Genomic DNA, 14,612 nt, shown 5'->3' with positions numbered 1-14,612 from the left:
TTATTTCATATTTGAATAGTTGATGTGCCTTGAATTTTATCCTAGCACATATTTTCAATTTTTTTCTATTCATAACCTTAACTATTAACATAACACAACAATAGTCATGAATCCGGAAGTGAAATTTTTCCCAAGAAAGCAGCGGGAGCGCACAAAAAACCCGAGCCATAGGACAGGCTCGGGGGATGAAGTTCACTCATCCGTCTGCGGTTTCTGATGGTGCTTTTGGTCTTCAGGAGGCTGCGTATTTCTCTCCATATCGTCCGTATCAGCACCCATGCCTTTAAGGAAAGAAAACAGCAGAGTGACGGCCTTGTTGATTTCCGGGTCTTTTAAAGCGCGGACGATATCAAAATAACCCGTCTTTTTGCCGCTGTCTTTCTCCTCAACAGCCTTTGTGACCCCCGCATTGAGTTTGACGATAAACGGCTCAAGCTGTTTTACATCAAGCATGCCGAGGACGCCGGTCAACAGCAGGAGATTTTTCAGCATATTGGCCGTTTCCGGGGTATTCGCTTTTTTCACCAGGATATCCATCACTTTGTCGCCCTGGCCGAAGAGACCGCGCAGCAGCGCCAAAACGCCGCGCTCGTTCATTTGCTGAAGAATATGCAGTGACTCCAAAATCGCGTCTTTATTTTGTAAAAGAGCCGTCTCGATCTCTTCTAAGTCCTTTCTTCGTTTGTCTTCTTCTGTGACGGTCTGTTTTTGGATGTTGCTGATTGCTTTAGCCATTTTGCTGTTTCCCCCTTTTTACGGCGTCTCCCGGAAATACATAATCTTTACGCGCCCATTTCCGCTCAACCCGGACACCGATCTGCGGCTGCGGGTTTCCGTATCGGAAATTGATTTTCGGAAGCGGGTTAATGCCTTCTTTTTTCAAAATCTCCATCTTCGCTGAAGTTTCTTTATAGGCCGGTGTATCGGTATCCTTATCCGCATAGCTGCTTGTTAAAAGGTTAATAGCGGCGTCTTTTGAATCGTTCATCGGCAGATATACCTGCTTGCCTTTTACCCGGTCTGTGATGACGCATTTGACTTTCACATTCCCGTAGGGCGATGTCAGACGGACAAGCGTTCCGTCTTCAAGCCCTCTTTCTTCAGCGAGTTCGGGTGAGACCTCCAGGAATACACTCGGTGTTTTTTCGGATATCCCTTTTGAACGGTAAGTCAGATTTCCTTCATGAAAATGCTCAAGCAGCCGCCCGTTATTCACATGAAGATCATATTCTTCATCAAATTCCTTCGGCTCCGTCCACTGAACGGGATAGAGAACCGCTTTGCCGTCTGAAAACGGAAACTTGTCCGTAAATAAAAGCGGTGAATCGGTTCCGTCCGCTGCAACCGGCCATTGCAGTGAATTGTAGCCTTCGAGCCGTTCATAAGTGACGCCTGCGTAGAGCGGTGAAAGCATCGCCGCTTCTTCCATAATGTCTGCCGGGTGTTCATAGCGCCAATCAGCGCCCAGCCGGTTGGCGATGTCCGTAATGATCTGCCAATCGGGCTTTGAATCGCCCAGCGGTTCAAACACTTGGTAAAGACGCTGCACCCTCCGTTCCGTATTCGTAAACGTGCCTTCTTTTTCTAGGCTCGGGCTTGCCGGAAGCACCACATCGGCGAACTCAGCCGTACGCGAAAGAAAGATATCCTGCACCACGAAGAAATCAAGCTTTTCAAAGGCGGCATGAACATGGTTGATATTGGAGTCAACAAGTCCCATTTCTTCTCCTTTTAAGTACATGGACTTCAGTTTTCCTGAGTGGATGCCCTCGATCATTTCATGATTTGTCATTCCGATTTCTTTCGGCAAGTCTGTTCCCCAGCCCTGTTCATACTTTTTGCGGGCTTTTTCATCCGTTACTTTTTCATAGCCGGGGAAGCTGTCAGGCATACTGCCGAAATCACTGGCACCCTGCACGTTATTATGGCCCCGAAGCGGATATGAGCCTGCCCCGGGCTTGCCGTAATTTCCGGTCACAAGAAGCAGGTTGGAAATGGCCGTGCTCGTATCACTTCCTCCGATATGCTGGGTGACCCCCATTGCCCACAGTGCGCACACACTGCCGGCTTCATGAATCATCCGGGCTACTTTGATTAAGGTGTCCTTGTCCACACCGGTATGTTTTTCAGCATATTCCATCGTGTAAGGTTCAAGGCTTTTCACGAATTCATCCAGTCCGTTCACTCTCTCATTCAGAAATGCAGTATCCGCCAAATCGTGATCAAGCAAATATTTCGATACGGCATTCAGCCAGACAATATCTGATCCGGCACGCGGCTGGAAAAACACATCAGAGCGCTCAGCCATTTCATGTTTTCGCAAGTCAGCCACGACGAGCTTCTGTCCGTGCAGCTTATGGGAACGTTTAATGCGTGTAGACAGAACGGGGTGAGACTCAGACGTATTCGAGCCGATAATCAGCACGAGTTCCGCTTTTTCTATATCTGTAATTGATCCTGAGTCGCCGCCGTAGCCGACAGTCCTGAACAATCCGGCCGTGGCGGGAGACTGACAGTAGCGTGAGCAGTTGTCGACGTTATTCGTGCCGATCACGGCTCTTGCAAGTTTCTGCATCACGTATGATTCTTCATTCGTGCATTTGGAAGATGTGATGAAAGCAAGCGCGTCCGGCCCGAAATTTTCTTTTATATCCGTAAATTTATCGGCGATCAGCTGCAGCGCTTCATCCCATTCCGCTTCCCGAAACGAGTCTCCTTCCCGGATAAGCGGTTTGGTAAGACGCTTTTCACTATTGACGAAATCCCAGCCGAATTTCCCTTTCACACACGTCGAAATTCCGTTTGCCGGCGCCTCAGCCTGAGGTTCTACCTTTAAAATGTCTCTTCCTTTCGTCCATATATCAAAACTGCAGCCGACACCGCAGTATGTGCATACGGTTTTCGTCTTTTTGATTCTTTCATCACGCATGGCCGATTCCATATCCGAAATGGCTAAAATCGACCCGTATCCGGTTTCGACGCCCTTTGTGATGTCAATCATCGGCCGAAGCGTCTCTTGGTTGATGCCTGTTAAATACCCCGCTTCGCCTTCCATACCTTTTTCCATCATGGCATTGCACGGACATACCGTCGAACAATGTCCGCAGGAGACGCATGATGATTCATTGATCGGCACATCCTGATCCCAAATGACCCGCGGGTGTTTCCGCTCCCAATCGATGCTTAAGGTTTCGGTTACCTGTACGTCCTGACAGGCTTCGACACAGCGCCCGCATAAAATGCACTGATCGGGATCATACCGGTAAAACGGGTTTGATTCATCTTTAGGATACGGTTTTTGATCAAACGGAATGCTTTGATGATTGATTTTCATTTCCTTTACGGTATTATGTACTTCGCAGCTTCCATTGTTGTAATCACAAACCGTGCAGTACAATTCATGGTTGTGCAAAATGTTGTCCATGCCGATAATCTGCGCTTTTTTCACATCGGATGACAGCGTATCAATGATATCTCCGTCCTTTATTTGCGCGGAACACGAACGCACCAGTTCCCCGTTTACATCGACGATACAGGTATCGCATGTTTCAATCGGCCCGAGACTCGGATGATAGCACACGTGCGGTACGTCAATTGAACTATTGTTCAAAAGCTGCAAAACGGTTTGACCGTCTGCCGCTTCCATTTCAACGCCATTGATTGTAACCTTCTTTGTATCAGCCATTTTCCTTTCCCCTTTCTATACCCCTCTATACATCCTCTATGATTCCCAGCCGGCCTTTCAGTAAAACATCTCGTTTAGCTGGGGAAACATACGGGTATGAGCGGTAAAAAGGAGGCATTCACGTATGTTGAAGAAAAAAACACTCATCACGGGATTGTCGGCAGTGATGCTTACGGGAGGCGCGTTCGGGGCACAAGCATTTTCAGATACACAGTCCGTCCATGCCGCAGCCGCTTCATACACGGAAAATCAAAGTGCAAAAAAACTGGTGAACAGCCTTTATCAATCGGCGTTCAATGGAGAAATGCCCCAAAATGTGAAGGGCCTGAAAATCAATGAAAGCACAAGACAGGACGTTTACGATAAAATCGGAGAGCCGGAACAAAAAGCAGACAGCCGCAATCCATTTGATTTATACAGCTGGAACATGGGAAACCCCGGTTATGGATTTTCCTATCATAAAAACGGAAAAATCTCAGAAATCCGCTATTTCGGAACAGGGGTCGAACGGCGCTTAAACCTCGGCAGCGTCACACCTGACATCTTAAGCAAACAAATCGGCAGCGCTGACAAAATTCTGACGGTGCCCAAAACGGGCGAAACAGATTACGTCTACCATACGGGGCAATATGAGCTCCACTTCGTCATCGGCAGTGATCAAAAAGCAGACCACGTTAATTTAAAAGCAAGATAACGCGAAAAAAGCGGCCTTCCGGGCCGTTTTTTTCATAGACAGCTTCTCCGACATTCCTTACAATACATGGGAGTACAAAAAAAGGGGAACATGTGAAGTGAGTAGACATCCATTGACATACGGGGCATTGACCGTTTTTATCGCCGCCCTCGGTTTACTATCCAGAACGGCATACATAACCGCCCTGCTGCCCGGCATCATAAACGCTTATTTAGGGGACGCCCTGTGGGCGGCCATGATTTTTACCGGATTGGGGTGTTTGTTTCGAAACATCCGGACGAAAACATCCGCCATCCTCAGCCTCTCGTTCTGCTATCTGATTGAATGCAGCCAGCTGTATCACGCGCCGTGGATTGACGCGATCAGAAGCAGCACGCTCGGCGGGCTGATCCTTGGCTGGCAATTTGTGTGGAGTGACATTTTCGCCTATACCGTCGGAGTATGCGCGGCCGCACTTTTAGAATGGGCCGTAAAAAGAAACCGCCGGCTCTCTTCATAATCGGAGCAAGCTGCCGATATGAAGGAATAAGGAGGTGTGGAATCTATGGATATCCCTGCGTTATCAATCGCAATGCACCAAGCATCTCTGGCGCAGAATGTAAATATCGCGTTAACAAAAACGGTCATGCAGAATGCCCAGGCCACTGCGGAAGAAACAGTAAAAATGCTGCCGTCCCAGCACCCGACTGCCGGCCATGTAATTGACGTGAAGGTGTAAAAAAGATGCCGGATGATAACCGGCATCTTTTTTTGCCCGGTGTACGTACACTATACCGGGCATACAGGAATATGGTAAACGGAATCAATATTTTCAAGGGAGGTTTTCTCTTGTACGATCCTTTCTATCATGAATACACAGCCGAGAGCCAAGAACGGGTGCCATATCATTATCCGCGCCCGCCTTTTTATTTCCCCAGACCATTTCCGTACTATCCGCGGCCATATCCTTATGTTCCGCGGCCGTATATCCCATTCTATCCTTGGTATTAATATTTGAACTCGAGAAAGAAAAAGACCCGCAGACAGGGGAGCCCCCCTTTCTGCTATTCTACTTTGACCGACAGGATATACGGGAGGGATTGAACTTTCTCCATCACTGCCGCTTTTCCGCTTTTGCTTTTCACTCTTCCTTTCACTTCAAGCACCGATTTATTCAATTCATAGGATGTAATGAGAATTCCCTTTGCTTCAAGTGAAGTTAAAAGTTCATGCATGACGGCTTTCTCCTCAATTTGGAAACTGACAGACAAAGAGTGCGCCGCAGGCTTAAACAGAAAATTTAAAAGTTCTAGCCCGATTAACGCCAAAATCGTGCCGCTGATGCCGATGACATACATCCCTGCCCCGATCGTCAGCCCGATTCCTGACGTAGCCCAAATCCCCGCGGCCGTCGTAAGCCCCCGCACGACATGCCGCTGCAAAATAATCGTGCCTGCTCCTAAAAATCCGACGCCGCTGACGACCTGCGCCGCCACCCGGCTCGGATCAAAAGACGTATGGCTGTTGGATAACAAATCAAAAAATCCGTACTTGGAAACAATCATCATCAAGGCGCTGCCCACGGCCACCAGAAAGTGTGTCCTCAAACCGGCTTCCTTCGCCCTGAATTCTCTCTCCAATCCAATCAGGGCCCCAAGCAGACCCGCAACCGCCAGACGAATCACAAAATCAAGTTCCATCGTCTCTCCCCTTTCCTTATCTTCTTACCCGATCTTACAACCCAATCATGCGGTGTATCTTTTTTCAAAATGCACCGACTAATTGACATAAGGAGGTTTTATGAAATATATTCTGTGGTTTTTCATATTATTGTTATTTATCTTATTTATTTCGGGAGGATATAAAGCATCCGTTTCTCACCCGGATTTCCCGGTGCCATTATTCGCTCTGCACAGCAAAACAAAGGAATACGAAAAAGGAAAATACGTTTCAAACTATACATATCGTTTCGCAAAAGAAGAAGAAGGTCCGAGCGGTTTATACCAAATGGTAATAGCCGAAAAAGGCTGGAAACTTAAAGGGCAGGAAGGACTCATTAAAACCTATGAAAAGCAAGGAGAACGCGTTTCACTTTTTTTCGGAACTGGGGAAATAAGCGTCATTGAAGAATGATCCTGCTCAAAAGACAGGCTGAAATCCGCAAACGGCATGTTTTTTTTCGACCTCCATTATCTCTGCGGATCTAAACGTCCAACCCAGTTACTCAATTAAGGTGAACACCTTATTGATCCAAAAAACAGCAAATAGACAGGAACCGAAAAGTTTTCCCAAAGAGATGTAACCATCGAGCATAGACACGAGAGCAAACTATTTAACATAAAAAAAGCCCTCTTTTTAAAAAGAGGGCTGCAATCGATGCATTCAGTGACGCCGCAAAAGAAATACATAATTGCTTTTTTAATATAGACGTCACCGATAACAGTCAATATTTCTGCAGCCTATCGCTCAGCTCCCAAATAATAACTTTACGATTGTTGTAATAGAAACAAAAATTTTATAATATTGTGTAAGCACCACTGAGCAGGAGGACAGGCTATGGACAAAAAAGAACAGCTCCTCACGAATTTCAGGGACTTTTTTAACAAGATGGTGTGGCTTAATAGGCTGAAGATGGAAGAAAGCCTGAAGGAGTATAAGCCTTCTGAAGTGCATTGCATCGAATTTATCGAAAAAATTGAAGACGCCAATGTCACTAAACTTGCGGAGTCCCTTTATATGACGAGAGGCGCCATAAGTAAATTAACTAAGAAGCTTATAAACAAAGGCCTTATCGAAAGCTATCAGAAGCCGGTTAACAAGAAAGAAATCTATTTTAGGCTTACTGAGCAAGGGAAAGTCATTTATAAAATTCATGAGAAATTGCACACAGAGTTCCGAGAACGGGACAAAATCGTGTTTGAACAAGTAACTGATGAACAATTTGACACGATGCTGAGCTTCGTGGAAACATACAGCAGGCATTTGGATTCAGAAATAAAGAAACTTGGTGCAGACATTAAATCGGATAAAATTGAATAAAACCATAGGCAGCCCTGCTCCATGAAAACGGGCTGCCTTTTTACCCTCCTCTTATTGTTGACAAAGAAACAAAATCACTCTATTATTTTGTTGACAAGGAAACAAAATAACGATTGAGAGGAGAATAATATGTCAAAACATAAAAGAAAGGAACCCCGGCTGCCAAAAGAAGTTCTCACAGCCGCCTGGGCTATTGCACTGGGAGCAATCGCTCCAATGCTTGACTCAACGATGGTGAACATCGCCATCGACAAACTGACTGAAGATTTCAACACGACATTGGCTGCCATTCAATGGTCCGTTACAGGCTATGTGTTAGCACTTGCGATTGCAGTACCCGTGTCCGGCTGGCTTATGAACAAATATAACGGCAAGAAAATCTTCATCGGCTCAGTCATCGCCTTTGGTGTCATTTCTGTTTTTGCGGGAATGAGCCGTGACGTTTCCAGCTTCATCTTCTTCCGTTTGCTTCAAGGATTCAGCGCTGGCATTATTACTCCGCTTATGTCAACACTCTTGGTTAAAACAGCAGGTCCGGAAAACTTGGGAAAAGTGATGGCAATCGTCAGCACCCCTATGATCTTCGGCCCGATTTTAGGACCTGTCATCGGAGGCTTCATCGTTCAAGGCGCTTCATGGCATTGGATTTTCTTCATCAACGTGTTCATCGTTTTGATTGCTGCACCGCTTATGATGAAAACCATTCCAGACTTTGAACCATTCAACAAAGATCGTAAACTCGATATTTTCGGGATTATCAATTTGTCCTTAATGAGCGCGGCATTGATTTACGGTATTACGAAAGCAGCGGATCATGCATCATTTAATAATATCGATACAATTTTATGGGCGGGCATTGGTCTTGTTTCAGCAGCCATTTACCTCGTATATAATCAGATCAGAAAAAATCAAACCGTGCTGCCGATGAATTTGTTTGCACACAAGAGCTTCACAGCATCTGCGATCGGTTTGTTTTTAGCGAATATTGCCATCATGGGACCGATGTTAATTCTTCCGCTGTTCTTTCAAAACTTTCGTCATTTCACGGCAATTGAAGCAGCGCTTGCCTTAATTCCCCAAGGAGTCGGGATGCTCGTTACCAGGCCGCTGATCGGAAAAATGATTGATAAGATCGGTGCGAAATACGTGGTTATGGTCAGTCTTGTTCTTTCGCTTATCGGATCTGTACCGCTGATCTATATCACTGATAAAACGAGTTTGATTTGGATTTCCGTCGTATTGTTTATCCGGGGCACCAGTTTTGGAGGAATTATGCTTCCGTTAACGAGCGACGCTTATACAGGACTAGACGGCAAACAGCTTCCGGAAGCAGGTGTCGGTATTCATATGATTGAAAATCTCGGGGCCAGCTTTGGATCAGCTGTGATCGCCACCGTTACCGCAACTGTCATACAAGGATTGCAGCCAACAATTGAAAACAGTTTAAAGGGCTACCATGCCGGATTCTTAGTATCCGTCATCATCCTTGCGGCCATCTTCATTCCAAGTCTATTTCTTACCCATAAAAAGACTGCAATATAAAGAACTTTTTATGGTCTCCCTGAGAACTAAGAGAAATGAACTTTAAAGTAAAAAAACCCTTGCGCAGCAAGGGTTTTAGTTGTTGACAGAATTGGACACAATATAAAAGCCTTTTACTCACTCCACATTGCTTTTCAGTATCCATTCTACTTCTGTTAATTCTTGTTTTTGAACGTCTTTTGTGTGTTTTTTCGTAAAATGGACTTTAACAGCTTCTTCGTTTTCCCAAATCTCCCAAAGCATGATTTTGCGTTCTGATGGTTCAAGCGGATAAGCATGGAATTGAATGCAGCCTTCTTCTTTGTTCGTTTCTTCCTCAAGTTTTTTAAATTCTTTCATTATTTCATTAAGGTCTTTATCACTGATGATTTTTAAGCATGCAGTTATGTAATGCATCGAAATCCTTCCCCCTCTTCACATCATTTTATGGCTTTTCATTATATCATTTATAATGAAACCGGCATACCGTGGTCTCAACATATAAAAAACCGTCCATAAAAAATGAACGGCCGTGTTAAAAAGTTTATTTGAGGTCATCAAAGGCGACTTTTGCAGCCTCAGCGATAAGAGCATTATCATAATTCGCATCTTTCGTAAACCGTTTTGACAGGATGGCCAAAACAATAGGAGCTCTGTCAGGCGGCCAAACAATAGCAATGTCGTTTCGTGTTCCGAAACTTCCGGCCCCGGATTTATCGCCGACTTCCCATCCCGCAGGAGCGCCTGCCCGAATAAGTTCGTCTCCGGTAGCGTTGCCCCGCATCCAATCAGTTAAGATCGTCCGCTTGTCAGTCGTGAGAGTGTTACCCAAAGTGAAAGCTTTAAGGTCGGTTGCCAGCGCTTTTGCTGTGCTTGTGTCACGAATATCCCCGGGGATTGCAGAGTTCAGATCCGTCTCGAATCGATCAGCTTTCGTTACATGATCCCCGATCTGTTTCAGTGATTTTTCGAAACCTTTAGGGCCGCCAAGCTGCTGCAGCAATATGTTCCCGGCGGTATTATCGCTGTAACGGATAGCGGCTTCTGAGATTTCTTTCAGGCTCATGCCTGTATCCAGGTGTTTTTCTGTGATCGGAGAATATGTAACAAGATCTTCTTTGCTGTAGCGGATGACGTCATTAAGTTTTTCAATCGGGTTTTTCATCAGGACAGCGGCTGCGGCCAGGACTTTATAGGTTGATGCGTAAGCGAATCGTTCATTTGGCCGGTAGGCGATTGTCTTGTTTGACCCTGTATCAATCGCATAAACTCCAAGCCTGGCATCAAATTTTTTCTCAAGCTGAACAAATTTTTGATTCGTTATACAGCTTGTCATTTTTGTGTCTTCTATGGATTTCGCTTCAGCATGCGTTGAGCCGAATAAAGAATTGAAACCGGTAAAGCTCACACATAAAAGCCCAATACATATCCCGAATTTTATTGATGCTTTATTTTTCACATTCATCAGGCCTCCTACTTCAATGATTTTGTGTACCCCTTCTAATTAACATCACAAACAGGAAAACAGTCAATATATTTCCTGTGAAATGTTTCCCATGCAAGTTAGGAAATCAGCTGAAAAGGTTAATTTAAAAACGTCCTCACGTTAAAACAATCAGAGTCAAAACAATCGAGTAGAAATACGTACTGCTCCCACGAAGGTGGTCAAGCCCTTCACTTTAAAGTTAGATCAATTGATAATACTCTAATAGGAAAGCCCAGATAATAATGAAACTGGAAATTTGGAAGAATTTACAGAGGAAATTAAAACCCTTATTACTGACTCAAATCAACTAATTATATCTGCAGCCTTTGTTAAGGGATACAGTGGTTATGCCGCGATGAAGTATTTCAACAGGCGATGCTTTTGCAGTGACTACCTATAAAATACAGTTGAAGTCAATCTAACGGCTGAACAGATAAACGATAAAAAGTTTATCCAGTAGCATGATCAGTGATATTGAATTCACTCTTGGATGGCTGCAGAACGGAAGAATAATCTTTTCATGACTGTCCCTTTTCTTCATAAAACAAGCCCTTCTTTTGTTCACAAACATTTAACAGTTATTAACAAGTAAAACAATTACTTCTGTTGTATCTTTTATATGCAATAAAAAAACCATAAAGGAGTGTTTCAAATGAGAGTTAGAAAAGGTTTGGTTCTATTTTTTTCAGCTGTTTTGTTATCTATAACTTTTGCATCAACAGCTAACGCAGCCGTGTTAGCCAGTGTAACCCAAAGCAAAACAGGTGGGACCGACGTATATTTTACTGGAAACGGAAAATATATGAGATTTTATTGTTCTTATTCCAGAAGTTTTACTGATATGACGAATGACGGAGATTGTTCCATTTATAAATGCCTCCCACTACCATGGAAAACGTAGCTGACCTTTTCGTAGGGGGAAATACAAAAAAAAGCTCAACGTATATCGATGTGTGGTTGGATAAAAACAGTCAATATGGTATGAAAGCAGTACTTGGACCCTATCCTCCTTCAAATGCATCCACAACAGCTACAATTACAGATTTACCATAATCCAATGATAGGGAAAGGAAAGAAAGCTGTGTCCTTTCCCTATTGCTCCTCCTGTTTTTTGTATTCTGCGATTTCCTTAGGGGTGGCCATCCGTATTCCATCTGTGTCTGTCCTGTTTGCCGCTTGAACGCCTTCCATGTTTTTCACCTCGCCGACTACTCCCAAATGCTTTAAATACACATAATCACCAATCTTGAAACGATTCTGTTTGGCCCGCTCCTCGAGCATGCTCCTGTATTCACCCGCGGCTTTCTTTTTTAAATCAGCCAGACACATTTCACAAAGTGTTACTGTTACAGAATTGCCTTTAAAATCAGCAAATGAAACCGATCTGACAGATTTCTTTTCTGGATGTATCGTGCATGTTTTCTTCATAGGTGATGGCCGTGTAAATTCAATCATTCCGATTCCTCCTCAAAACATGTTTTTCGTCCTTCTGACATAACAGCGGATGAATTGGAAGTTCCATACACCCGCATCCGAACCGTCACAATACATGTAGACTGCGTTTGTCATTTTTCCGTATTGGATACACGAGGATTGCTTCGCCCATTCATTAAAGCTGCAGGCGCAATCAACGCTTTCAATGAAATCGATCTCCTTCGTCGTCTGACGGATTTTCATACATCCTACATAGCTGTAAGCCTATATTTCTTTATATTCCCAATGCTCGCCGCACTTCCCTGTTAGAATGAAGTTTTTAAAGCTGTTGACCAGTTGCCGCATGTTACCTCCATGCGAAAAACCATTTGGACCAACGCATCCCAATTCATACGGGTAAACGTCAGCCCTCATGAATCATCAACGAAGAACAGTTTTTTCTTAAACCTGAAAGGCGCTATGCGATCCTTTGACTTGCGGCAGAATGTCCGATGATATTCTTGCGATAAGCTATTAACCCACCCTCCCTTTGGGATATAAAGGGAAGGGAGAAATTCTCGGAAGAAGTGCAGAACAAGGGTCAAATGTTGCTGAGGATGTCACCAACGCAAAAATAGTGTTAAAAAAAGTATAAATGGGGAGTTTATTTTAACTGGTTACCCTATAAAATAAAGGAGTTCTAATTAACTATGTACGATAATTATGATATTTTGTTCTAGGTAAAAGAAAGCCCCTCTCTTATGAGAAGGGCTTTATCTATGTTTTCAATAGGTTAGACTATCTTCGGTCCGTAGATTCCATCAGCAGTCAAAAAGTACCTTGCAGTATACAGCGAATGCACTTCAAAATCAGCTCAAAAAAAAACAGTTTCGTCCCCAACTTTCCCCCAAATAGGATGATAAATTAAAGTTAATTTCCCACTAGACCTGCCATCAAAACACCCATCACAATCAATAATAATAGTAAAAGTAAACAAAGTGCTAGGATAACAAAAGAAATATACTTAGCCATTCCTTTAGGTGATTTGATTGCTAGAATACTCCCCACGACAATTCCTAGAATTCCAAGCGCCCAATGAATATGAGGCAGAAAACAAAATGTGAATAAAAGGATGATAAGCGACACTATCCCAAAATACTTTCTCATTTCTCTCCTTTCTTTTTCTCTCCATGTTAGAATACTTTTCTGATTTCATTGAAGACATTGTTTCGGTAAGTGAAGCTAATGAATACTTAAAATTGATTCAAAAAGTATTGGATGGTTCTATTGAAGAATATGAGATTCAATTAAACACCGCTATAGCATATATAAAAGAAGATCAAACAGTCATAGAATACCTTTATACAAAAAGTGAAAACGATACTCGTCTGAGAGACAAGATCCCACAAAGGTATAAGAGTGATAATTGAAACTTTAAGTCCTATGAAATTCAAGGGTTCTTTTTATTAATTCAATACCTCTTCAAGTTTCGCTCTGTTTTCGATCCATAGATATAATCTGAAGAACTTCTTAGGAACCGTCTGACAGAAGGCACGTATCTTCTTGTTTATCTGTAGCCTTGTAATAACTCTTCATCAGTCTTACCGATATGTCTATCAATTAGATGCCCGCCACTTGCTTCATGAACAGCTAATCCGCCGCCGGGTGCGAGAGAGGTACTATCACCTTTTTGACATTACCTATGCCCATGTTGTTAGAAGTTTCAGGTTTTAAGAGAACAATGAAACCTTAACTTTAACACCAAATCATTATGTAGACGGACCGATTATTGATGTTGAGCGTAAGCATGAGGGATTATTATGGTAAGAGTTTTCTAATATTTTCGAGTATGTATATATGCATATTTTTTCTTCTTGCTTCATCAAGAATTAATTTGGCGCTGCGTCCAGTTATAGTATTGTTTCCTTCCATTAAAGCTCGTGCTGTACTTCCACTTTTAAAGATAAACTTGGACATTATAATACCTATTATTTTTGATGATATCGTTGAAAGTATAGTATTTAAAGCATCATAACTCATTCCTCGTTCCTTCATTATAGGTTTTAGTTGTCGAAGATTTATGGAGATGTTTCCTAAAGCATGGATGGAGTCCATCAATCTTATAAAACTCCCTTCTTTTAAAACTTCGATTTCAATAGCTACATTTAGGAGGAAGTGGTTCAATAAGAACTTTTTAAAATTAGCTTGCCTTTTAACGCTGAAGCCGGCTTGCTCAAATAATGTGTATACTTGCTGAACTCGTTCTTTCGAAGCCGTCCCTATATCACCTATCATGATAATAGAAGTAAACGCACCATTAATTGTATTTGCTCCTACTGTTCCCCCGCCAGCACCAGGGAACCCGAATATAAGTTGAGATTGTGGTAATATTTCTGTTTGCTTGATGGGATCCTCCCAAAAATTATTAAAAAACAATACAGTGGCGTTATTCACCTTATTATTCAATGTTTTAACAACGGAACTAATTTGTTCAATATTGACGCTCACAAAAATCAAGTCATAGTTATGGTATTGTGGTATCTCATATATTAAATTAGTTTCCCAAGATACATTATTTTTTTTAGGCTGACGTTTCCTCCTATCTTCTAACTGCAAATTCAGCATTGGCTTATACTTATCTATTGATTCTGGTCTGATATAAAAGTCAATATTATTTCCGTTTTCTTTAAAGGTCCAAGCATATTGACTAGAAATGACTCCACGCCCAATAACTAAGATATTCATTAAATCCCCCTCCAGTTTTTTAATTGAACAGGTGTTGATTTAATAGTATC

15 protein-coding genes and 3 pseudogenes are annotated in these 14,612 nt (G+C 42.9%); 8 read left to right on the top strand and 10 right to left on the bottom strand.

Features of this window, described 5'->3' with window-relative positions:
- Positions 1-192 precede the first annotated feature (192 nt).
- Positions 193-735, bottom strand: a complete 543-nt coding sequence (locus QRX25_RS05950; RefSeq protein WP_212100995.1) for a helical membrane plugin domain-containing protein — start codon at positions 733-735, stop codon at positions 193-195.
- Positions 728-3,685, bottom strand: coding sequence for a formate dehydrogenase subunit alpha (gene fdhF, locus QRX25_RS05945; RefSeq protein WP_212100994.1), 2,958 nt, complete (start codon positions 3,683-3,685; stop codon positions 728-730). The genes QRX25_RS05950 and fdhF overlap by 8 nt, the downstream gene beginning before the upstream one ends.
- 124 nt (positions 3,686-3,809) lie before the next feature.
- On the opposite strand from fdhF, the gene QRX25_RS05940 reads away from it, so the two are divergent.
- From QRX25_RS05940 to QRX25_RS05930, 3 genes are all read left to right on the top strand, one after another.
- Positions 3,810-4,379, top strand: a complete 570-nt coding sequence (locus tag QRX25_RS05940) for a YjgB family protein (protein WP_065981215.1) — start codon at positions 3,810-3,812, stop codon at positions 4,377-4,379.
- 97 nt (positions 4,380-4,476) lie between these two features.
- On the top strand, positions 4,477-4,878 hold the full coding sequence (locus tag QRX25_RS05935) for a ribosomal maturation YjgA family protein (RefSeq protein WP_065981214.1): 402 nt from the start codon (positions 4,477-4,479) through the stop codon (positions 4,876-4,878).
- Positions 4,879-4,923: 45 nt separating this feature from the next.
- Positions 4,924-5,097 (top strand): YjfB family protein, encoded by a 174-nt coding sequence (locus QRX25_RS05930; RefSeq protein ID WP_065981213.1) that lies wholly within the window; start codon positions 4,924-4,926, stop codon positions 5,095-5,097.
- A gap of 564 nt (positions 5,098-5,661) precedes the next feature.
- On the opposite strand, the pseudogene QRX25_RS19825 reads toward QRX25_RS05930, so the two are convergent.
- Positions 5,662-6,058: pseudogene (locus QRX25_RS19825) on the bottom strand (MgtC/SapB family protein); the annotation flags it as partial.
- Between the two features lie 100 nt (positions 6,059-6,158).
- Here QRX25_RS19825 and QRX25_RS05920 point away from each other — a divergent pair.
- The 3 genes from QRX25_RS05920 (at position 6,159) to QRX25_RS05910 (ending at position 8,939) form a co-directional block, all read left to right on the top strand.
- Complete coding sequence (locus QRX25_RS05920) at positions 6,159-6,491, top strand: hypothetical protein (protein WP_065981212.1); 333 nt, start codon at positions 6,159-6,161, stop codon at positions 6,489-6,491.
- 423 nt (positions 6,492-6,914) lie between these two features.
- Positions 6,915-7,397, top strand: a complete 483-nt coding sequence (locus QRX25_RS05915; RefSeq protein WP_212100993.1) for a MarR family transcriptional regulator — start codon at positions 6,915-6,917, stop codon at positions 7,395-7,397.
- Between the two features lie 129 nt (positions 7,398-7,526).
- Complete coding sequence (locus QRX25_RS05910; protein WP_212100989.1) at positions 7,527-8,939, top strand: MDR family MFS transporter; 1,413 nt, start codon at positions 7,527-7,529, stop codon at positions 8,937-8,939.
- A 117-nt stretch (positions 8,940-9,056) separates the two neighbouring features.
- Here the strand turns inward: QRX25_RS05910 and QRX25_RS05905 are convergent, their stop codons facing one another.
- The gene (locus QRX25_RS05905) at positions 9,057-9,335 is read right to left on the bottom strand and encodes a putative quinol monooxygenase (protein WP_212100985.1); all 279 of its coding nucleotides are present in this window, start codon (positions 9,333-9,335) and stop codon (positions 9,057-9,059) included.
- Between the two features lie 127 nt (positions 9,336-9,462).
- Positions 9,463-10,383 carry a class A beta-lactamase gene (bla, locus tag QRX25_RS05900; RefSeq protein ID WP_212100982.1) on the bottom strand — a complete coding sequence of 307 codons (921 nt, stop codon included), beginning with the start codon at positions 10,381-10,383 and terminating at the stop codon, positions 9,463-9,465.
- A 909-nt stretch (positions 10,384-11,292) separates the two neighbouring features.
- Between bla and QRX25_RS05895 the strand changes: the two genes are divergently transcribed.
- A complete protein-coding gene (locus tag QRX25_RS05895; RefSeq protein ID WP_222891155.1) occupies positions 11,293-11,457 on the top strand; it encodes a hypothetical protein in 165 nt (54 codons plus the stop codon).
- 39 nt (positions 11,458-11,496) lie between these two features.
- Here QRX25_RS05895 and QRX25_RS05890 read toward each other — a convergent pair whose 3' ends face one another.
- The 3 genes and pseudogenes from QRX25_RS05890 to QRX25_RS05880 form a co-directional block, all read right to left on the bottom strand.
- On the bottom strand, positions 11,497-11,859 hold the full coding sequence (locus tag QRX25_RS05890; protein WP_212100976.1) for a hypothetical protein: 363 nt from the start codon (positions 11,857-11,859) through the stop codon (positions 11,497-11,499).
- A gap of 147 nt (positions 11,860-12,006) precedes the next feature.
- A pseudogene (locus tag QRX25_RS05885) lies at positions 12,007-12,332 on the bottom strand (YoqU family phage-derived protein); the annotation flags it as partial.
- Between the two features lie 415 nt (positions 12,333-12,747).
- A complete protein-coding gene (locus QRX25_RS05880; RefSeq protein WP_258415017.1) occupies positions 12,748-12,963 on the bottom strand; it encodes a hypothetical protein in 216 nt (71 codons plus the stop codon).
- 44 nt (positions 12,964-13,007) lie between these two features.
- On the opposite strand from QRX25_RS05880, the gene QRX25_RS05875 reads away from it, so the two are divergent.
- Positions 13,008-13,247, top strand: a complete 240-nt coding sequence (locus QRX25_RS05875; protein ID WP_258415016.1) for a tRNA-Val4 — start codon at positions 13,008-13,010, stop codon at positions 13,245-13,247.
- A 149-nt stretch (positions 13,248-13,396) separates the two neighbouring features.
- On the opposite strand, the pseudogene QRX25_RS05870 reads toward QRX25_RS05875, so the two are convergent.
- Together QRX25_RS05870 and QRX25_RS05865 are read right to left on the bottom strand one after the other, a co-directional pair.
- A pseudogene (locus QRX25_RS05870) lies at positions 13,397-13,504 on the bottom strand (WXG100 family type VII secretion target); the annotation flags it as partial.
- 131 nt (positions 13,505-13,635) lie between these two features.
- Positions 13,636-14,562 (bottom strand): ketopantoate reductase family protein, encoded by a 927-nt coding sequence (locus QRX25_RS05865; RefSeq protein WP_065981201.1) that lies wholly within the window; start codon positions 14,560-14,562, stop codon positions 13,636-13,638.
- Positions 14,563-14,612 lie beyond the last annotated feature (50 nt).

Source organism: Bacillus sp. L381, assembly GCF_030284525.1.
Taxonomy (GTDB): Bacteria; Bacillota; Bacilli; order Bacillales; family Bacillaceae; genus Bacillus; species Bacillus amyloliquefaciens.
This window is presented reverse-complemented; position numbering and strand designations above follow the sequence as displayed.